General features: G+C 39.2%; 14 protein-coding genes. 2 read left to right on the plus strand and 12 right to left on the minus strand.

The genetic code is table 11. From position 1 onward, the window contains the following. Nucleotides 1-168: 168 nt before the first annotated feature. Nucleotides 169-1,011: an aldo/keto reductase gene (locus BUW93_RS13475; protein WP_081212261.1), complete on the minus strand. Its 843-nt coding sequence runs from the start codon at nucleotides 1,009-1,011 to the stop codon at nucleotides 169-171. A gap of 340 nt (nucleotides 1,012-1,351) precedes the next feature. On the opposite strand from BUW93_RS13475, the gene BUW93_RS13480 reads away from it, so the two are divergent. After that, the gene (locus tag BUW93_RS13480; protein WP_081212262.1) at nucleotides 1,352-5,842 is read left to right on the plus strand and encodes an excinuclease ABC subunit UvrA; all 4,491 of its coding nucleotides are present in this window, start codon (nucleotides 1,352-1,354) and stop codon (nucleotides 5,840-5,842) included. A 186-nt stretch (nucleotides 5,843-6,028) separates the two neighbouring features. Here the strand turns inward: BUW93_RS13480 and BUW93_RS13485 are convergent, their stop codons facing one another. The 7 genes from BUW93_RS13485 to BUW93_RS13515 all read right to left on the minus strand — a co-directional run bounded on the left by BUW93_RS13485 (nucleotide 6,029) and on the right by BUW93_RS13515 (nucleotide 15,073). Further along, the gene (locus tag BUW93_RS13485) at nucleotides 6,029-7,912 is read right to left on the minus strand and encodes a S9 family peptidase (protein ID WP_081212263.1); all 1,884 of its coding nucleotides are present in this window, start codon (nucleotides 7,910-7,912) and stop codon (nucleotides 6,029-6,031) included. Between the two features lie 199 nt (nucleotides 7,913-8,111). After that, nucleotides 8,112-9,797, minus strand: coding sequence for a formate--tetrahydrofolate ligase (locus BUW93_RS13490; RefSeq protein ID WP_081212264.1), 1,686 nt, complete (start codon nucleotides 9,795-9,797; stop codon nucleotides 8,112-8,114). Between the two features lie 198 nt (nucleotides 9,798-9,995). Continuing rightward, nucleotides 9,996-11,147 carry a hypothetical protein gene (locus BUW93_RS13495; RefSeq protein ID WP_157893336.1) on the minus strand — a complete coding sequence of 384 codons (1,152 nt, stop codon included), beginning with the start codon at nucleotides 11,145-11,147 and terminating at the stop codon, nucleotides 9,996-9,998. Between the two features lie 4 nt (nucleotides 11,148-11,151). Further along, on the minus strand, nucleotides 11,152-11,850 hold the full coding sequence (locus tag BUW93_RS13500) for an ABC transporter ATP-binding protein (RefSeq protein WP_081212266.1): 699 nt from the start codon (nucleotides 11,848-11,850) through the stop codon (nucleotides 11,152-11,154). Nucleotides 11,851-11,862: 12 nt separating this feature from the next. Then, nucleotides 11,863-13,080 carry an ABC transporter permease gene (locus BUW93_RS13505; RefSeq protein ID WP_081212267.1) on the minus strand — a complete coding sequence of 406 codons (1,218 nt, stop codon included), beginning with the start codon at nucleotides 13,078-13,080 and terminating at the stop codon, nucleotides 11,863-11,865. Between the two features lie 2 nt (nucleotides 13,081-13,082). Continuing rightward, on the minus strand, nucleotides 13,083-14,303 hold the full coding sequence (locus BUW93_RS13510) for an ABC transporter permease (protein WP_081212268.1): 1,221 nt from the start codon (nucleotides 14,301-14,303) through the stop codon (nucleotides 13,083-13,085). After that, entirely contained in the window at nucleotides 14,303-15,073 is a 771-nt protein-coding gene (locus BUW93_RS13515) for an outer membrane lipoprotein-sorting protein (protein WP_081212269.1), read from the minus strand. Before BUW93_RS13515 ends, BUW93_RS13510 begins: the two co-directional genes overlap by 1 nt. A 92-nt stretch (nucleotides 15,074-15,165) precedes the next feature. Between BUW93_RS13515 and BUW93_RS14975 the strand changes: the two genes are divergently transcribed. Continuing rightward, nucleotides 15,166-15,315: a hypothetical protein gene (locus BUW93_RS14975; RefSeq protein ID WP_157893337.1), complete on the plus strand. Its 150-nt coding sequence runs from the start codon at nucleotides 15,166-15,168 to the stop codon at nucleotides 15,313-15,315. 1,169 nt (nucleotides 15,316-16,484) lie between these two features. Here BUW93_RS14975 and BUW93_RS13525 read toward each other — a convergent pair. The 4 genes from BUW93_RS13525 to BUW93_RS13540 form a co-directional block, all read right to left on the minus strand. Next, nucleotides 16,485-17,009: a GNAT family N-acetyltransferase gene (locus tag BUW93_RS13525; protein ID WP_081212271.1), complete on the minus strand. Its 525-nt coding sequence runs from the start codon at nucleotides 17,007-17,009 to the stop codon at nucleotides 16,485-16,487. Between the two features lie 37 nt (nucleotides 17,010-17,046). Continuing rightward, a complete protein-coding gene (locus BUW93_RS13530; RefSeq protein ID WP_232778367.1) occupies nucleotides 17,047-17,409 on the minus strand; it encodes a hypothetical protein in 363 nt (120 codons plus the stop codon). A gap of 169 nt (nucleotides 17,410-17,578) precedes the next feature. Then, complete coding sequence (locus BUW93_RS13535) at nucleotides 17,579-18,754, minus strand: DmpA family aminopeptidase (protein ID WP_081212272.1); 1,176 nt, start codon at nucleotides 18,752-18,754, stop codon at nucleotides 17,579-17,581. A gap of 157 nt (nucleotides 18,755-18,911) precedes the next feature. After that, nucleotides 18,912-20,393, minus strand: coding sequence for a serine hydrolase domain-containing protein (locus BUW93_RS13540; protein WP_081212273.1), 1,482 nt, complete (start codon nucleotides 20,391-20,393; stop codon nucleotides 18,912-18,914). Between the last annotated feature and the right edge of the window lie 279 nt (nucleotides 20,394-20,672).

Consider the following 20,672-nt stretch of genomic DNA (forward strand, 5'->3'; position numbering starts at 1 on the left):
AAATGCCTGGACAAGATGTTTAAGCAGTTGTGTAAAGCAGATATAGCATAGGCTATTAAAGGCATAGGCTCTTTATAATAGGGATTTGGTGGAGTAGGGCACAGCCTGATGCGTCTGGAGTCTGGTGGATTGGAAGGCTATGCTCTTTGTTGCCAATATTTTATTAGATCAAAGTCTGCCTGGCCAGATGTCAGGCAATTCACCGCTGAAACCCATTTCGGGGAGCTTGTTGATTTGTTCCATTTCTGTTTTAGTCAGATCAAAATCGAAGAGATTGATATTTTCTTTAATCCTTTCCGGAGAAGTGGATTTTGGAATGGCAATTACCTCATGTTGAATAATCCACCTCAGGCACACCTGGGCAACAGATTTGTTGTGTTTTTTGGCAATTGCCTGCAAGGTTTCATTCCCAAATACCTTTCCTCTTGCCAAAGGCGACCATGCCTGGACTACAATATTTTGACTCTTACAAAATGCTACTAAATCCTTTTGCCAGTAACCCGGGTGAAATTCTATTTGATTAATAGCCGGTATCACCCTGGCGGTTTGAAATAAAGCTTCTAAATGTTCCTGGAAGAAATTGCTTACTCCTATTGATCTTATTTTCCCTTCGGCTTGCAATTCCTCCATTGCCCGCCAGGTATCAGCATTGGTTTTTTGCCAGTTGTCGTAATTTTTAGCATTTGCCGGCCAATGTATTAAGTATAAATCAAGGTAATCTATCTTGAGTCGCTTGAGAGATTTTTCAAACTCTATTTTAGTCGATCTATATCCCAGATTTTCACGCCATAATTTAGTGGTTATAAAAATATCTTCTCTGGGAACACCACTGGCTTTAATTCCTTTTCCAACCGCCTCTTCATTTACGTATTTTGCTGCGGTATCGATTAGACGATAGCCATTTGAGATTGCGGTGGAGACTGCTTCAATGCCCTCCTTTGCTGTAGCTTTATAGGTTCCGAATCCTACCATCGGTAATTCAATCCCATTATTTAAGATGATACTTTTCATAATATTAATGTCATTATTTTAAAGATGTCTTTTCTAAAGCTGGCTTACTGTCTTGTAGTACCCAGGTAGGTAGTGTAGGGATGCCAGTTTAGATCTTGTTTATTGAGGAAGTTAATTATTTTCTTTCAAACTTTACCGCCCTTCTGTGCGTATTCCTATAGATTTCAATTATTATTTTAGCAGAATTTCTCTCGTCATCTTACTATCCTTAGTTTTGCTTATTGCTGAAAAAATTGAGTTAAGGAAAGATGAATCTTATGCTTTGTTTTCCTGAAAAATCACTTTGAAGCCTTAATATCTTTCTATATTTATTTTTCAAAAAAAGAAACAACAAGCCTTTATGCATATAGTTAATGCCCATCAAAATAATCTTAAAAACATTGATTTAAGTATTCCTGAAAATCAACTGATTGTGGTGACGGGGCTATCGGGATCGGGGAAATCATCTCTGGCAATGGACATTATTGCGAATGAAGGCTACCGCTATTTTTTAGAGAGTCTTCCTGCCTTTAACCAGCAAAATGCTCAATTAATACCCACCGCTGAAGTAGATGATATTCAAGACCTCCCACCGGTAATCAAGGTGGAGCAGTCGAAACGCTTTCAGTCTATCAGTACTACTTTTGGTACACTCTCTGAGCTTACAGCTGTCTTCAGAATTTTATTTGCGCGCTATTCGGCTGCCGAAACTATGAGTAAGTCATTATTTTCTTTCAATCACCCGAGAGGAGCCTGTGAGCTATGCCGTGGCATTGGAGAGGCGGAATATATCGACCTTGATAAATTGGTGGGAGATGAAAATAAAAGCCTTAGGGAAGGTGCTATTACCACAACCCTGCCCAATGGCTATATTGTCTATTCCCAGATCACCGTAGAAGAATTAAATAAGGTTTGTGAGGCGCACGGTTTTAACGTGGATATACCGTGGAAGGAACTCACAGCCGAACAACAGGATGTGGTCTTAAACGGAAGTGACCGCATAAAAGTATTTTTTGGCAAACACGGCCTGGAATCCAGGCTTAGATGGAAAGGAATTAAAGCAAAGCCCCGTGAAGAAGGATTTTATAAAGGAATGCTTCCTATAATGCAAGACATTTTAAGAAGGGATAGAAATCCTAATATCCTGAAATTTGCCAGTTCCAAAACTTGTCCCGCTTGTAAAGGAGCCCGTATTAAGGCAGAACATCTAAAATATGAATGGAAAGGTCTCAATTTTAAGGACTGGATGGAGCTTTCCTTGGGCGAATTATATGATAGGCTGAAATCTCAGGATTACACAGCCGGGGAAAAGGTATTAGTCGATAAGGCCTGCACCCAATTGTACGACCTGATACAACTTGGAATGGAAGAATATCGCTTGAGTACTCCGAGTACTGATATTTCTTCCGGTGATGCCCAGCGTATCAAATTGATCAGGCAGGTAAACAGCAGCCTGCAAGGTATCCTTTATGTATTTGATGAACCCTCTATCGGTTTGTCTTTAGACTATCAAAAATATCTACTCCATATTCTGCACCGACTCATTCGAAGAGGAAATACGGTTATGGTGGTGGGGCATGACTTAGATTTTATAAAGTCTGCAGATTGGATAGTGGAATTAGGCCCGGAAGCAGGGGTGCACGGGGGAGAATTGATCTTTAATGGACCCGTCCAGGACTTTTTAAATAAGGAAGAATTATCGAGTTACACCTTAGCCGAATTGCACAAAGAAACATCCCAATCTGAGAAGCAACCAAAACAGCAAACAGCAGATTCATTTCAGCCTCAACCGGGGGAGTTGATTGTAGTGAGTAGAAAAACGCTTCAGATTATTGAAAGCCTCACCCGTTTTGGTAAAAAGATGGACTTGAGTCTTCTCACGGTATCAGATCAACCGATTGGAAAAACCCCTCGAAGCAATCCTGCTACCTATACAGGCTTAGCCAATAAAATAAGGGATCTACTGGCGAAAACACCGGAAGCGAAAGCCTTGAATCTTGGCAAAGGAGCCTTTTCTTTTAATAATAAAACCGGTAGATGCGAGGCCTGTGAAGGGGCTGGCGTTATCACTCTTTCTATGAATGTGATGGGCACAATTAACCAGGTTTGTCCTACCTGTAATGGTAAGCGTTTTAAGCCTGAGGTGCTGAGAGTACAATGGAGTAAAAAAAATATCGCCGACATTTATAATCTAAGCATTGAAGAAGCTTATGATTTTTTTTCCGGGGAAAAGAAAATCAAAGAAATCCTGTCTTTAATGCTGCAGTTAGGACTTGGTTATATCAAACTGGGACAAGCCTCCAACACCTTGTCTGGAGGGGAAGCGCAGCGGATTAAACTTACAAAGCATTTTGCTAAACAATCAAAAAAAACACTTTTATTGCTGGAAGAGCCCAGCATTGGTTTGCATCAGCAAAATGTGAGACAGCTGCTGGAGGCTTTGCACCAACTGAAGCAACAAACAGCAGGTATTATTTGTTTTGAAAATCATCCACTTTTTCAAGCTTCCTGCGATATCCTGGTGGATAATGCTTTAAAAGCTGAGTTGCCTGAACTGAAAGAAGTGCCAAATCAGCGCAGGGATATGATCTCCATAAGGGGGGCTCGCACGCATCATCTCAAAGACCTCAATTTAGATTTGCCCAGGCATCATCTTAGCGTGGTCACTGGAATTTCCGGTTCTGGTAAATCTTCATTGGTAATTGATACGCTGCACGGTTTCGGGCTGCAGGAAATGACCAAACAGTTTTCGAGTTATCAGCAATCCAGGGTAGGCGTGAATTTTCAGCTAGAGGTTAATCATATTGAAGGGCTTACGCCTACCATTTGCATAACGCGGAAGGAAAAGAGCTTTACAGAGCGTTCTGATATAGCAAAGCAAACGGGGATTGATAAGATCTTGCGCTTTGCCTTTTCGAGAAAGGCGCAGTATGAAGGTCAGGAATTATCAGCCAGTCATTTTTCTAATAATCACGAATTGGGGAAATGTACAGTTTGCGAGGGATTTGGACAGGAACTCCTGCCCCACCTCAACAAACTCGTATTGGATGAGAATAAAAGCATTGCCAACGGACTCTTTGCGCACAATAAAGTAGTGGGGTATTACGGTGACCCGGCAGGTAAACATATGGCGATCTTAAAAAAAGTGGGTGAAGAATATGGGTTTACTTTAGAAACCCCTTTTAAGGAAATGAGCGACTCACAAAAAGAAATTTTACTACACGGGGCAGGTGAAAAAGTATGGAAAACCAACTGGCTTTATAAGACGAAAACACGGGAAGGTACGCAAGCCTTAAGTATGAAGTGGGAAGGCCTTTACCACTACTTGCAAGACGAATATTTCAAGACCCGGAAGAATAAAAATATAAGTCAGCTCACCGCACTCTTTTCTAATAGAGAATGCAGTCATTGCAAGGCTAGTGGATTAAAACCGGAACGACTGGCCTTTCAAATTGGAGGAAAATCTATTCACGATATAAAGTCAATGGATTTTAAGGCTTTGGAATACTGGCTTTCTGCTAATGATTGTCAGGAGGAAGTGGATCAAAAACTCATCTCCAGCATTCAGACTTATTTAATCAATACCATCAAGCGAGCAAAGCAATTGCACATAGATCACCTGCAACTAACCCGAAAATCATCCACCCTTTCCGGCGGGGAAAACCAACGGGTAGCGCTTATCAAGCAATTAAATTCTCCGCTTAAAGGTATTACCTATCTGTTAGATGAGCCTTCAGCAGGATTATCTAATGATAATATCCCCGACCTGATCAATATTCTAAAAGAACTTATTGAAAAAGGGAATACGGTCATCGTGATTGAGCACAACAAGGAGATCATTCTGTCGGCGGATAGGTTGGTGGAGCTCGGTCCTCAAGCCGGTAAGTTGGGAGGATATATTACGTACCAGGGGACTCCTCAGGATTTTTTGAAACAACCCGATTGTCATCCATTTTTGAAAGCACCTACCCAGGCGGTTGACCTTAAAGAGGGGAGTGAGCTCATTACCATTAGAAAGCTTGCCAGGCATACGCTGGTCAGGGATTCATTAAACCTTCCCATTGGAGGCATCACGGGCCTAACAGGAAAATCAGGTATAGGAAAAACCACCCTGGTGAAAGAGATCCTGATTCCCAGTATTGAGACTGGGCAGCCTGTGAATTGTAAAAGCATAGACTTTCCTAAAAACTATGCAGGTGTGCAATATTTTGAGCCTAAAAAGCTAAATACTCATGCGGCCACTTTACTGGTTTCATACTTAGATATATTGAAGGACATCAGCAAAATCTTTGCAGCTGAATCCGGATTGAAAGTCAAAGATTTCTCCTATAAAACGAAGAGCAGTCAGTGCCTAAACTGCAAAGGCAAAGGCTATGTGGAGACCAGTCTTGACATTGCCGCCAATGCCATTGAAAAATGTGAAGTATGCAAAGGGCAACGCTATCAGGCACATATATTGGCGCATACTGTTGAAACGAAAAATATAGCAGAAGTACTTGCCTTTAATGTCATAGAATTAAAAGAATGGCTGAAGAAGGCTAAACTACCTGCTAAAAGCCTCCAACTCCTGGATCAGTTAGAGGAAATCGGGTTGGCGCATCTTAGTTTAGAACAGCCCGTACAATCTCTTTCTTCCGGGGAGAAACAACGCTTATTATTGTTGAACTGGCTGCAGGCCGAAGTTACCGATTCGCTTTATATTTTAGATGAACCCAGCACAGGACTGCATTACGCCGATATTGATCTATTGTATGCGATCCTCCAAAAACTTAGTGAAGCCAATGATATTCTGATCATTGATCATAACCCATATTTATTAGGTAAAATAGGGGTTGGGGTAGTTTTAGAGTAAGTTCAATTTAATGGAAACTTAGAATTCTTGCTGGAAACTAATTTTTTCTGGTATCCAACATTTTTAACTAAGATACTAGTATCCATCTTAATAAAACTGCCTCGTAAGCTGGCTCACGAGGCAGTTGTATTAACAATTATTTTAATTCCGAGGCAAATTCCCAGGCATTAAAATATTGTATTAACCTTATAAGGTTTCATCCAACCATTTAAAGAATTCTCTTTGCCAGATGATCCCATTTTGAGCGCTTAAGATCCAGTGGTTTTCCATTGGAAAATAAAGCAATTTACTTTTTAAACCTTTTAGTTGTGCGGCCTGAAAGGCTTCAAGACCCTGCCCAATTGGAACCCTATAATCCTTACCGCCCTGAATAATCAAGATGGGAGCGTTCCATTTATTAACATAATTAATAGGATTAAATTCGGTATAGGCTTTGGGAGTTGGATTTTGCCAGTATGCACCATCAAGATCTTTGTTTACAAAAAACAGTTCTTCTGTGGTACCATACATGCTACGGGTATTAAAGATTCCATCATGAGCAATAAAGGTTTTAAAACGATTGTCATGGTGACCGGCAAGATAAAAAGCCGAGTACCCGCCGTAACTTGCACCTACAGCTCCCAGTCTGTCTTTATCTACAAAAGTTTCTTTACTCACTTCATCTATGGCTGAAAGGTAATCTTCCATATTTTGTCCTCCCCAGTCGCCGCTTATTTGCTCGTTCCATTCTACACCATAACCGGGCATCCCTCTTCGGTTGGGAGCAACAATAATATAACCTTTAGCAGCCATCAACTGAAAGTTCCATCTGAAGGAATAAAATTGAGATAAAGGAGCTTGAGGTCCACCCTGTAAGTAAAGAAGAGTAGGATATTTTTTGTTTGGGTCAAAGTCTGGTGGGTAGATCACCCAGGTTAGCATTTCTTTCCCATCGGTGGTAGGAATCATTCTTTTTTCCACCTTGCTCAGTTTAATTCCGTCATAAAAACTATCGTTCGCGTGGCTAACCTGATCCATTTCTCCGGTTTTCAGATCTACCAGATAAATCTCTGAAGCGTGATTCATATCTGTTCTGGTCACCACCATGCTGTTATCTGCCTGGCCTGCCATTCCGGTAATATCAAACTGACCACTGGTGATTTGTTTAACTTCAGCCGAAGCTTTTTTCGGAAGTTTTACTTCGAATAATTGTTTGGTCCCCATAGTAGGAGCTATAAAGAAAAGCTTCTTCCCATCCTTACTCCACAGAAAGCTACTCACAGTTCCATCCCAATCTTTGGTGAGATTCAGTTTTTGGCCATCTCTCAAAACTATGATATCATTTTTATCAGATTCATATCCGGGTTCGTCCATTTGCAACCAGGCAAGAGTACCGTCTTTAGAAACTGCAGGCGCAGTATCATAGCCTTCATTGTCGTCAGTTAGATTGGTTGTGGTTTTTGAAGCCAGGTCATAGGAATAGATATCGGTATTTGTGCTTATTGCATAATCTTTTCCTTTTACTTTTTTAGAAACATAATAAACCTTGCTGCCATCAGTGCTCCAGATATAATCTTCTGAACCGCCAAATGGTTTTTGCGGGGTATCGTGGGGTTCTCCTTCCATCATATCCCATTCTTCTTCTGAAGAAAGATTCTTTATGAATAAATGGCTGTACTTTCCGTCTTCCCAGGTATCCCAGTGCCTGTAGTTGAGATCATCATAAATATAAACTTCAGATTTTTTCATTTCAGGATAAAAATCCTCCCCGCTAACCGGCTCGACTTTTATTTCTTTAGACACTAATTTAAATTCGCCTGAAGGTGATACTTTAGGATCTGTATAAATACTGTCGTAGGATTTTATTTGAGTGGGTTCCCCGCCTTTAAGAGAAAGTACAAAAGTTTTAGAATTACTGGTGTTGGTATTGATATCGTAAGAGCTGCTGGAAAAAATCACCTGCTCCCCATCATCGGTTAAACCTATTGGAGAAACTCGTTCAAGCTCCCACAATTTTTCGGGAGTTATTGTTTGGGCTTTAGCAGAAAGACAAAATCCTGAAAGTATCAGGAAAAAATATAGCTTTTTCATTAGTGTGGAAGATAGATTAATTAAAAACGATTATAAAGATAAGGAGGAAGGCCGAAAAATCTTAAAATAACACAAAAATATTGTAATATCATTTCTCTGGTTTCCGGATAAAAAATTAAATCACAACCTTATTTTTTAGGATTAAAAAGCGGAACTTTTTAGGTTCCGCTTTTGTTTAGAAGAAAATAATTCTTGCCCTTTAAATCAGCCCCGAAATATTTCCTTCCATATCAATATCAATTCTTTCTGAGGCAGGTACACCAGGTAATCCGGGCATACGCATCATATCTCCTGTAATGGGGATCAAAAATCCTGCGCCTGAGGCTATTTCGATCTCCCTCACGTTTAAGGTAAAACCTTTAGGTCTTCCCAGGAGCGAAGGATTATCTGAAAGAGATTTTTGGGTCTTGGCAATGCACACGGGCAGATTTTCCATTCCCAAATCATAGATTTTCTTAAGATCCTTTCTGGCTTTAGAACCAAATTCAACTTTTTCGGCCCCATAGATCTTTTTAGCGATGCTTTCTATTTTAGAGATCACTGCCGAGTCCCATTCGTAAAGCGGAGTGAATTTTTCTTTGTTGCCTTCTACTACTTCAATGACTTTTTGTGCCAGCTCTAAAGCGCCTTCTCCACCTTTCGCCCATCCATCGGCAAGAGCGACTTTAACTCCTAATTTATCTGCCAGATCTTTAATAATCTGAATTTCCTCCTCACTGTCTGAGATGAACCTGTTGATGGCGATAACCGGAGTAAGGTTGAAGACTTTTGCATTTTCAAGGTGTTTTTCCAGGTTAGGAAGACCTTTTTTCAAGGCTTCCACATCAGGGATGGTTAAACTGCTCAAACTGGCACCTCCGTGATATTTTAAAGCACGAATAGTGGTGGTAATCACTACGGCTTTTGGAGAAAGACCGGCGCTTTGGCACTTGATGTCCAGAAACTTTTCTGCTCCCAGGTCAAAACCGAATCCGGCTTCTGTAACGGTATAGTCTGAAAGGCTCATGCCCATCCTTGTAGCAATCACCGAGTTGGTTCCTTGTGCAATATTGGCAAAGGGACCGAGGTGAATGATAGCAGGGTTTCCTTCAATTGTCTGCACCAGGTTAGGTTTGATCGCCTCTTTTAAAAGTGCAGCCATCGCCCCTTCAGCATTTAGATCACGAGCGAAGACAGGTTTCTTGTCGAAGGTGTATCCTATAAAAATGTTTCCCAGTCTTCTTTTAAGATCTGAAAGGTCTTCAGCAAGACACATGATAGCCATGATCTCTGAAGCAGCCGTAATATCAAAACCGCTTTCCCTGGGGATTCCCGAGCCTGTACCCCCCAGACCAATAACTATATTTCTAAGAGCTCTGTCATTAACGTCCATCACCCTTTTAAGGGAAATGGTACGCGCATCAAGTCCCAGGTTTCTTGTTTTGCTCTGCAAATTATTATCCACAATTGCGGCTAAAAGATTATGAGCCTTTTCTATTGCAGAAAAATCTCCGGTAAAGTGGAGGTTGATATCTTCCATGGGTAGTACTTGTGAAAAGCCGCCTCCGGTGGCACCACCCTTGATCCCGAAGACAGGGCCTAAAGAAGGCTCTCTTAGCACTACGGTGGTTTTCTTTCCTAAACGGTTCAGGGCTTCCGAAAGACCTATTGAAACAGTGGTTTTTCCTTCTCCTGCAGGGGTAGGGGAAATCGCCGAAACCAGGATGAGGTTTGCTGTTTTTACCTTTTCTTTATCGATCTTGTCCAGTGGGATCTTAGCCTTGTAATTCCCGTACATTTCGATTTCGTTAGGTCTCAAACCCATTTTTTCAGCGATGTTTGAAATATGGCGCAATTCTACTTTTTGTGCTATTTCCAAATCACCCAGAGGTGCAGTATTCTTCATAGTTAAAGCTTTTTTATTTCCGATCTTAAGAAAAGGTTTTCGTTATTGATTTTGATAGTATAAAATTCGGAAGAAAGAACGGTTATAATTATGATCGTTATCAGCTTAGTTGAAGAAAAATGATCCAGTATGAAGGCTTACTCAAGTGATTTGGGCATTTCTGGAAGCACAGAAAAGCGATCTATCAAATACTATTATTTAAAAACTGTATCGTATCCTTAAGAAGAAACTATTCCCCAGGGTCTTGTAATCTTTGAATTCCAAGAATGACTGACCTGTTAGGTTTAGTTCCCAGTTGGTCGCCAGGGAATAAACAAGAGAGGGCATAAAAATCACGGAATGTCTCGTGGGAGAATAGATGAAATTAGTCGCCCCGGAAAAAATGGGAGTAAATTCCTTTGAAAGTTGAATGAAAAATGAATATTTGAAAGGCATCAGGTTTTTAGCATTTATCCTGGCCAGGATGAGATCTTCTATTGTTGAAAGGGAGTTATTCGTAGAGCTATTATAGAGCACAGAACTATTCACGTACAAACCTTTCTCAAAAGCATAATCTACCGAAATGGAAGCGCTCATTACATTTTCACTCCCGGGATATTCTTCATAGGGTACAAAATAGGAGATCTCACCTTTAAATCCAGCTTCTTTAAGGTTCCCTGCCCATCCTGTTCCTATAATCAGGTCCTTTTGATACACCCCGGTCAAAAACTGGATATCGTAGGTCCATTTATTGAATTTGTACATCCCGGCGGCAATAAAGTCATCATTTTGTTCTCCTCTCTTTGCGGTTAGTTCGATCTTGCTGAAATCTCCGGTATAATACTGGATCCTTATAGCATCACTTCCGGGGCGCTCTTCATAATCAAAATCCAGAAAATTATAAGTATTGAAGATGTCATTTGGGTTCCATGCAAGGTTCATCCCCCAGTTAATTCGTTGCCGGCCAAGGCTAATATCCCAATTAGCCTTTGTATAATTAACCAGTGCCCTATCAATAAGAGTATTAAAAACAAGCTTATCTTCGTCAAATATGTTAACCGAAAGATCTACCAGGCCAGGATCATAGTCCAGGTTTTTAGAAAAGCCTGGAAAATTTCTTACACCATCTCCGTAGTAAACTCGATTTCTTACTTCCAGTCTTATACTGAATTCATCACTCGGGAAGTATTCAAAATTAAGTCGGTTATGAATAAGACTTGTCCATTGTAGTTGGTCCAGCCTGTCAATAAAGCTGAATTCATGGAGGTTTTTAATATACCCCTGTAAAGAGATCCTGGGCGAATCTTCCTGTGAATTCACATTGAATGATACCAGTATCATCAAAACCAGAAATAATCTCCATTTTTCCATGATTTTATGTTGGAATTTGCTCCTCATCGGAATCTACCCGCCCGTCAACAAGGGTGATTACCCTTCTTGCCTTCTTAATAACTCGGGGGTCGTGAGTGGAGAACAGAAAAGTAATATTCTCTTCCCGGTTCAGTTTTGCCATGGTCTCCATTAGTTTATTAGCCGAAATCGAGTCTAAGTTTGCAGTGGGTTCATCGGCAAGCACGATTTTGGGTTTCGAAGCCAGAGCCCTTGCCACGGCAACTCTTTGCTGTTGCCCGCCTGATAATTCACCCGGCTTATTGTCCATTTTATCTTCGAGCCCTATCTCTTTTAGCAACTCCATTACTCGCTGTCTTCTTTTTTTCTTCGGAACATTTTGAAGTTGAAGTACAAAACCTATATTTTCCTTTGAAGTAAGTACCGGGATCAGGTTAAAAGATTGAAATACGAAACCAATATTGTGAAGCCTTAAATCGATCAATTTATTTTCTGATAATTTGGTAATCTCAATATTATCAATAATTACCGTGCCCAAAGTAGGCTTATCCAATCCTCCCATCATATTAAGCAGGGTGGATTTTCCTGACCCAGATGGGCCAACCAAAGCAACAAATTCACCTGCTTCAATATGTACATGTACATCCTGCAGCGCTTTCACCGGCACCATTTTCTTATTGTAAATTTTACTGATGTTATGCGCATCTATTATCGTTTTAGCCATATTCTTATATCTTTAAATTTTTCTAATCGCTTCTGAAGGATTTAATTGAAGCGCTTTATACGACGGGTAAATCGCTGAGAGCAAGGCCGTGATCAAACACATAACCGCTACAATTACGTAATTCCGGCCGTCTAAAGCCGGATAGATCATAGGACTAAAACCATAAGTAGTGAGTCCTTCAGAGAACATGGAAATGTTTATCCCGTAATTCCCTAGTAATTTTACTGTCAACCAACCTATCAAAAGCCCTATGGGACAGCCTATTAAAGAAAGATAAAGGGTTTCCAGCATAATCATCAGGAATATTTTTAGCTTATTGAGGCCAATTGCCATGAGCATCCCTAACTCCCGAACGCGCTCAAGGACCGACATAAGCATGGTATTGACTATTCCAAAAGTTAAGGCTAGAAGAATGATTCCCGTAATAATATAGGTATAGAGATTAAAAGATTCTATGACCAGTCTTAACTCCGGCGCCATTTCTTTCCAATCTTCCACCTTCAAACCGTGAGCGATACTTTTGGCAAATTCTTTAACCTGTGTAAGGACTGATTCATTCTTTAGCAGGATCGCAATTTCATTTGTTTCATTTTTACTCAAGCCTAAAATTTCTCTAAATGGAGGTCGCAAAACATAAACATTCACCTCATCTAAAGAAAGATTTCCTGAACGGTATATTCCGCCAACTCTATAAGCTCCGGAAATAATTTCAGAATTCACATCAGTGAAGGTGAGCACCACTTTGCTTTTTAACTTAAGCTTTAATTTTTTGGCCAGTTTTTCTCCAATCAAAATCTCATTTTCTTTCCCTGTTTCAAAATAATCTCCCTGCCAGACAATTTCATGGAGCTTGACCTGTTTCTTTTCAGAAGCAGGATCTATACCTATAATCTTAACTCCTCGTGCAGTGGTAGTAGAAGAGATCATTCCTGAAGTGATTACCCGGGAACTCACCGCTGAAACCTGTGCCTGACTTTTAAGTTTTTCTACAATTTCGTTTGATTGGGGGACAATGAATTTGGCATCATTCTCCTGGGAAAATAAAGGATGGTGAATTTGAAGATGAGAAAGTTGTTTAAAAACTGTTTCATCAATATTATTCTTATACATACCCCAGGCGAAAGCCAGGATAAAAATACCTGCCCATAAGCCAATGGCAATAGAACTTATTACAATAAGACTTCGGGTTTTATTGCGCCAAATATTCCGCCAGGCAAGTTGTACCAACATCTTTAACTATTTATGGCTTCTATTGGTTTAAGCCTCATTATTTTTATCCCCGGATACAAAGCCAGGATAACCGATAGAAACATGACTATTGCGGTTTGAGTAATTAAAATCTGGTGATCTTCAGAAAAAAAGATAATAGGTTCTATTCCATAATTCTGATACACTTCCTTTAGCTCTCCTGTAAAATAAATAGGGTATTTTGTGAACCACCTGATCACCAGGCTTGCCCCAATCACACCAAGAAAGCAACCGATAAGAGAAATCATAACCGATTCTAACAGCAGTATAAATCCTAGGAGCTGTTTTTTCATGCCTATAGCTATGAGAATCCCGAATTCCCTTAATCTTTCGAAAGTCATCATGAGCAGGGTTCCGAAAAGCCCGAAAGAAATTATTAAATAAAGAATTCCTATTATAATTAAATGCCCGGTACTATCAGCTTCAATAAACTGGTCGATTTCCGGCATCATTTCCTTCCAGGTCATAATCTCATATTTTGCCGGATCAAGCCGGGGCTCAAGCTTCGATTTTAGGTCTCTAAGATCTGCCGATTTCTTTAGCATTATAGAGATAGCGGTGAGACGATTTTCAGCTCCATACATTGCCTGGGTTTGTTTAATAGGCATATAGACAATATTGTCATTCAAATCAGGTGAGCCCAAACTTATAACCCCTTTTATACTGTACTTTCCTGCGGCACTACTGGCATGATATCCCTGGCCAAGTACTACAAGACTATCGCCAATATTTAAATGAAGATATGAGGCCATGCCTTCCCCAATTACAACGGCATTTTCCTTTTCATTTTCAAGAAACCGCCCTTCAATAATTTTCTCATGGAGGTTATTAACCGTTTTTTCCTTTTGAGGATCGACTCCTAAAATCATAACTCCTTTGGTTCTATCCTTAAAAGAGGCTAGAGCAAAGCTCTCCAGACGTGGCATTATTTGGATGACTCCGGGTTGTTGCAGTAAGTTTTGGTTCAGCTCAGGATCTAGCTCAAAAGTGTTGTCTATGGATTGTTCCTCCCAATAACCTTTTTGGTGAACCTGAAGATAACCTGAAGAATAACTCACCATATTCCTAATCATGTTTTCATACACTCCAATGGTGACAGATCTTGTTAGGATAGCAAGCAATACGGCGAAGAATACCGAGGTTGCGGTAATAAGGGTTCGTCGTTTATTCCGCCAGATATTCAGCCATGCGATCTTTAAAAACATCACTTCAATTGTTTCATGTTACGAGTGGTAAAGAAGTTGTCTTCGATCTCTTTATCGAAAACAATATCCCTGTAAATAATCAGGGTTTTGTAACCTGGTTTATCCACCGGGAGCATTTCAATTTTCGAGGTGACCTTTCTGCCTCCTAAGATTTTGATATCTTCTGTATTCATCACGTTTACCAATTCCCCGTCTTCATCATAGAACTCTGCTTTTAACTGTAAAAAGTCCAGGGTATCTATCCAAACAATTACCTTTTCCCAGACTATAGCCGCATCCGGTTTTGGGACCATCTCGATTTTATAGGTTTCCTTAGTCCTTAAATTCTCCAGGCCCAAAAGGCTATGATCATAATCCTCTACGGCTGAGGCTTCTTTCACAAGGTCGTCATTCGTGAAATCGGTGCCCATCCAGCTTTGTGACATCATGGAGGGTGGTAATTTTATAGTTCGCTCAATTGAAGGAATCCAGTTCCAAACCTCTTTCTTTCTCTTTAAAAAGGCAGTGCCTTTTTCTTTGGCAGGAGATTTCACCAGGATCATGGAAAAGTCATCCCCCTTGCTCCAGGCTTTCATATTCATTTCCCGCTTCCAGGTAGGCCTGATGATCTGAATATCGATATCGGCCACTGAGGTCTTTCCCCGCATGTTTTCATCGGCCATTTTAACGATCTCCTTAGCAGTAAGATTCTGTTGCGCTTGTAAGGAAAGCGAGGCAAAAATGAAAAGTGTGGCTGTGACCAGCAATGTTAAAGGTGAATGATTTGTCATACTTAAAACTAATTATTGTTCTATTCAAAAAAAATGACAAATCTCACCCCTGGGTTTAAAGGTTCTTTAACTAGAACTTTTATGACACGAGGATGGGGACACCAAAAGTGCGTTCGTTTGTATTACCCAAAGAGGAAGTTCAGAATATTGAAGATTGGAACACTATGGGTTTAAAAGCTTCAGTCACTCATTATTTTGAAGAAAAAAAAGCTTTAATTCCTAAGCGCTTTAGTTTTATCTAAAGTAAATTTTATCAGTCACAGGACATTTTTAAAATTCCATTTTCAGCATTTGCCGATCTCAGGCTTTGGATTAATTATATAGAGATGGCCGAACATTTTTAGGAAATAACCAATTCTGAAAAATCTTTGGATAGCTCAAAAACTTAGAAAAAAAAGTATCACTATAGCAAATAAGAAAGTCACCGGATATTCAGAAAATATTGAAGAAAGGATCGCCGGCCAGCTGCTAAACCCTATGAATTAAAGAAATTTGGTATCATTTTATATCATTTGGCACCAAGTAAAATGTATAATTTACTTTCCAATACAGAAGTTATCAGTTCCCATAAATACTAAGATTTTGATTTTTTGAGGTGTAAACTAGGTACATGACTGTTTTCAACATCTCAAAATAAATGAGAAAATATTATTAAATATGTAATTTTTGGTGAGCTCACCGGTTAATTGCACACTAATTTTTCTTCAATGTCTCCAAGTTCAGTTATGTCCATAAGGTCATTTTGGAATTCCTGTCTTTGGTTTCGCTCTATTTTAATTGGAATCAAAGTTTCTCCCAAGTTTTCCGATTTTTCTGCCAGTTGAGGAACAAAAGTAGCTTTTCCAAGAAAAGGTCGGGTTCTTTACCGGATGACCAGATTTAAAAGTTTGATTTGTGGCTTTACCCGGTGACCCGTCGGGTGAAGCAGGAAACCAGGATAGTTGCAAAAAAAGATTGGGGAGATCGGAGTTTATCAGTTTTGAGAGCTGATCAACGGGTTTATTCAGGTGCATTAAGCAGATGACTTTTTTTGACATTGCGAAAGGCCCGCAGGGCGCGGAAGCATGGAGGAAGGCATTTTTTTGAGGAAATGGGTTTTGGAGCGCAGCGGAGGAACTCTTTTTCTCAAAAAAGAATGCCTGGAGCACGGGGCCGGAGCTTTGTGAAATTGATGACAAATTAATTTTGGCGCTATTTTCTCAGGGAAAATGGTGCCGAAATTAAAGGGGTTTTATTTGTAGCGAAGCGGAGAAAAAAATACCGGTTTTGGCGGCAATTTTGTGCAAAGCTTTGGCAAGCGTGCACCGCTTTACCTGCCGTTATTTTTAAGTACTGAAGTTTTGATTTTAGACCTGTCTTATTGGAAACTCAAGATTTTTGCTTTTAATAGGATTTGGTGATGTACACTTGATTAATTGTTCCAATTCTGCCTGTCTATTCGGAAAATATTGAAAGATCCCAGCCTTTTTTCGAAAGTCATACAATTTTTTAAGGCCACTTTTTCAGAGCTTAAGTTATCGATATGTATGGTAGAAATCAGGGAATCGGCGAATTGATTCTCAAAAGCGTAATTCTTACATTTGGTTGCTGATTCAGATGCAAAACCCTGATTCCAAAATTCAGGAAGGATTGCGTAACCTACCTCCAACCTCTCAATCTCTTCAACAGTTTGAACCAGAAGTCCACATTGCCCCACAAGTTTGTTTGTCTTTTTGTTAATAAGAACGTTCATTCCTCCCAAATCATTTTCATATCTGTGAAATACTTTATCGAACCATTTCTTACACAATTCAGATTCTGAAAGATGGATGTCAAGATCTAAATATTTGGCAATATTCTTTGCCTTAAATAAACCCATCCAAGAATCAAAATCTTCCGGTTTCAATAGTCTAAATTTTAATCTTTCGGTTTCCTGCCCGGTGAGGAGATATTTCATTTTTCAGTTTGTCAATTTTTAATTCAGACTCATAAATCTACACTTCTTGTTTCGGATGAAATAGTTGTGGTTTCCTAATATAAGAAGCAAATATCGTCGCCATTACAAGTAAAATCGCTACTTCATAAGGTTTTCCTTTGTACATATGAATAAATACTATAAAAGTCATATAAAGGGCTAATAGAGAGGTTCCGATTAGTATTGTTTTCTTGTATAAGAACATTGCTGTTGAAACTAAAAGAAAGATCCCAGTAGCAATCATTATACTACTATTAGTTACAATTTTATCCGTTTGATTTGAGTTAAGCATTTTATCCAAAGCGTTTGGAATATAAAACAAGGTAATTATCACTGAAGGTAACCACATCAATAATATTCTTAAAATTTTATTCATTTTCATTCAGTGATATTTTATTATTCGGTTCGTTTAATGTTGACCAACGGGCAAGTATAAGTGTAGTGCGGGATTAGAAGCACTTCACTTTCAGTCTAACTTTTGTTTGTTAATATTCCATTCGGTTAAATTTAGCACTTTCGCCCGCATTACGCTTATAGAGTGTGGTACCACGTTATTCTTGTATTCGATTATATTTCTTCAGCGTTTCAATTAGTAAATCGTGAGGTAATGCATACGCTTTATTTTCATTAATTCCTTCCATTGTTTCAGCAGCTACCATTGCATTGATAATTGCTTCTTCAACAGCCTGAACAGTTGCTTCAAAAACAGGCATTAGCAGGTCATTCGACATTGATTCTACGGTTGTTGCTTCATCCCGATTAAATGCATTCTCATTAGCCGTAGAAAATGCTAAAAAGATATCTCCAGAACCATTACTTCCTCGTCCGCCTACAATTCCAACACCTAATGGAATTCTTTGTGCTATTCTTTTTAATTGGTGAGGTAAAAGTGGAACATCAGTTGCAACAATAACTATAATTGAACCGTCTCCTTCTTGTCGTCTTGATTTAGGTGGCGCATTAAATACGTAATTTAAGGTGTCTTTTAATTCAATTCCAACTGGGACACCAGCGATTGATAAGTTTCTTTTGGCTCCAAAATTGGATTGAACAATTGCTCCAAGGGTATACGTTGAATCCTTAATTTTAAAAACTCTGGAAGAAGTTCCTGTACCTCCTTTAAAGCCTAAGCACATCATTCCAGTTCCACCACCAACATTTCCCTCGGCAATCTTTCCGCTCGATGAATTTTTTATGGCTTCTAAAACATTTTCTTCTTTGACGTGAAACCCATAAATGTCATTTAAGAAACCATCATAAGTTTCAGCTACAACAGGATAGGTGTACCACCAATCGTCTCCGTTATACCAATCCGTATCTACATACCACTTTAATATTGCATCTCTAACAACTCCAACACTGTTTGTATTGGTTATCATAATTGGGGTTTCTAAAAAACCCGATTCAGTTACCCAAGTTGTACCTGTCATTTCTCCATTTCCATTGAGACTGTACCAATTAGCAAAAACCGGACTAAATTTTTTGGCTTTTCCTCTCGGAAATATTGCAGTAACTCCAGTTCTTACAGGACCCTTACCTACTATATTTTCTCCATTCCCAGAAATAATAGTGCTATATCCAACCTCGACTCCTTTAACATCTGTAATAGCATTAAATTCTCCAGTTGCCCCCACAAATGGAACACCCAAATCTCTGGCTCTTGGTTTTTGTCCGTATGATTGATAGGTAACGAACAGTATTACAAAAAATAGAATTGTTCTTTTCATTTTATTTGTTTTTAATGTGGTACAACTTGATATATCACTATAAAGATAGTAGAATATATCAGTAGTATCCGGGATAAGGAAGATTGCAAAAGTGACGAGTAAAAATAGAAAGGGGAAGTGATCTGGCCTAAAATGGGTAGAAATTGCTTAGCAGGTTTCAATCTACCAGCTTAATAAAATTAAATTCTGTACGATCGAAAACTCTGATCTTAAATGATCCCGGTTCCTGGAATTCATAAAATACTTGCGGAGAAATGGCAAATGGAGTGGATTTATTGATATAGCCAGGTGCGAATATATCAGGTTTTAGATTTACCAGTCTTTCACTCCATGAGTCCAAATCGCTACTGATATGTGCCTGAAGATGCCCTTCCTGATTATCAATTACAGCGGACCAATGAATACTGTCCAGAGTTATGGCTCTGTATTTTCCTATATATTTTCTTAGGGTAGCATCATTTGGTTGGTTAGGCAATTTTGGTAATTCTTTTTGAATATCAAATGGGCCCGGGTGTTCGAGAATCCCTGAATATGCCAGTACTTCATAAAATTCTGCGATTTTTGGTGCGTTGTAGGTTTGGGTTAGATACACAACAATCGCATTATCATTTTGATAACCTGATGCCGATGTCCCATACCATCCAGCATGTCCAAAAAGATCAGCTTTAATTGGGGATTGAGGCACAAACCAATGTAAACCTATAGCTTTGCCCTTGTTATCCAATGCCAGGTCGACGGTAGTTTCCTGGAGAATACGAGTTCCGTTTAATTCGCCTTTATTTAACCAAAGCTGTAAAAATTTAGCATAATCATGAGCTGTTGTGGCTGCCCCTGTTGCTCCACGAAAGAACGGATACATAGAAGGATCAGAACCTGGTATCCAATACACCTCTGGAATCCCATTTTTTACTCCATAGGTTTTAGGTATTTTCTTAAACCAGTCGGCTTGTGGATCTTCCAATAAATAGGTGTCATTCATTTTTAAAGGTTGAAGAATATTTTCTTTTAAAAAGAATTCGGCAGGCATTCCTGAACTTACTTCAATAATTCGGGAAAGCAAAATGGTATTTAATGAACTATACTCTTCAAAACCTAGAGGGTAGACTGGTTCACGGGCTGCTAAAATGTCTACCACTTCCTGAATATTATTTAGTTTTCTAAGTTCCTCCCCATAATCTTTCCATATCTGAAATTCCCCATAGCCGGAAGTATGTCTTAGCAAATGCTCAATAGTAATTGAATCTTCAGCTATTTTTTTAAAGGCAGGAATGTATTTAGAGATTTTGTCATTAAGTTGAAGTTTACCTCTTTCTTTTAAAATTAAAATACCAGTTGCAGTTATAGGTTTTGTCATAGAGGCCACTCTGAAAATTGAATTAATTTCAAGAGGGACATTAGATTCCAAATCTTTAAAACCAAATGCCTTATGATATAATACTTTTTCATTTTTAATGATCAGTGCTTCAACGCCTACCGGTGTATGTGAATTTGTCCAGGAGTGTAGAGAATCGCTTATTTGTTGGAAAGAATTATCATAGGTAAAGCCTGGTTGTTTCTCAGGTTTGTGTATACATGAAAATGAAAGCAAAATTGATAAACCGGTAATTAAACCAGGTAATTTTAAATTGTTTATCATCATTTTTTAAAGCATTAATCTCCTGATCTAATTACAGGTACTTAAATATAATAGAAAATCCCTATTGGTATGAAATAAATGTAGATCGAAATTATTAAAAGTGGATTAGGAAAAATTCAAAAAGAGAGTATAAATGGAAGTGTTTTTAAAGTCCGAAGTAAACAACCCAAGTTATTATCTACTTCCATAGTAAGAACCAAATCAAGTGATTCTCCTTTAACCAGGCGGACGGCGGTGCGAAGCGGGAGAGCCGTCTCGCCGGGAATTTGAGACGGCAGTTTT

The organism is Salegentibacter sediminis (genome assembly GCF_002078605.1).
Classification (GTDB): domain Bacteria; phylum Bacteroidota; class Bacteroidia; order Flavobacteriales; family Flavobacteriaceae; genus Salegentibacter; species Salegentibacter sediminis.

Coding starts and splice junctions, on each gene's coding strand:
- BUW93_RS13475 (WP_081212261.1), bottom strand. CDS start 1,011: ATGAAAAGTATCATCTTAAATAATGGGATTGAATTACCGATGGTAGGA.
- BUW93_RS13480 (WP_081212262.1), top strand. CDS start 1,352: ATGCATATAGTTAATGCCCATCAAAATAATCTTAAAAACATTGATTTA.
- BUW93_RS13485 (WP_081212263.1), bottom strand. CDS start 7,912: ATGAAAAAGCTATATTTTTTCCTGATACTTTCAGGATTTTGTCTTTCT.
- BUW93_RS13490 (WP_081212264.1), bottom strand. CDS start 9,797: ATGAAGAATACTGCACCTCTGGGTGATTTGGAAATAGCACAAAAAGTA.
- BUW93_RS13495 (WP_157893336.1), bottom strand. CDS start 11,147: ATGGAAAAATGGAGATTATTTCTGGTTTTGATGATACTGGTATCATTC.
- BUW93_RS13500 (WP_081212266.1), bottom strand. CDS start 11,850: ATGGCTAAAACGATAATAGATGCGCATAACATCAGTAAAATTTACAAT.
- BUW93_RS13505 (WP_081212267.1), bottom strand. CDS start 13,080: ATGTTGGTACAACTTGCCTGGCGGAATATTTGGCGCAATAAAACCCGA.
- BUW93_RS13510 (WP_081212268.1), bottom strand. CDS start 14,303: ATGTTTTTAAAGATCGCATGGCTGAATATCTGGCGGAATAAACGACGA.
- BUW93_RS13515 (WP_081212269.1), bottom strand. CDS start 15,073: ATGACAAATCATTCACCTTTAACATTGCTGGTCACAGCCACACTTTTC.
- BUW93_RS14975 (WP_157893337.1), top strand. CDS start 15,166: ATGGGGACACCAAAAGTGCGTTCGTTTGTATTACCCAAAGAGGAAGTT.
- BUW93_RS13525 (WP_081212271.1), bottom strand. CDS start 17,009: ATGAAATATCTCCTCACCGGGCAGGAAACCGAAAGATTAAAATTTAGA.
- BUW93_RS13530 (WP_232778367.1), bottom strand. CDS start 17,409: ATGAAAATGAATAAAATTTTAAGAATATTATTGATGTGGTTACCTTCA.
- BUW93_RS13535 (WP_081212272.1), bottom strand. CDS start 18,754: ATGAAAAGAACAATTCTATTTTTTGTAATACTGTTCGTTACCTATCAA.
- BUW93_RS13540 (WP_081212273.1), bottom strand. CDS start 20,393: ATGATGATAAACAATTTAAAATTACCTGGTTTAATTACCGGTTTATCA.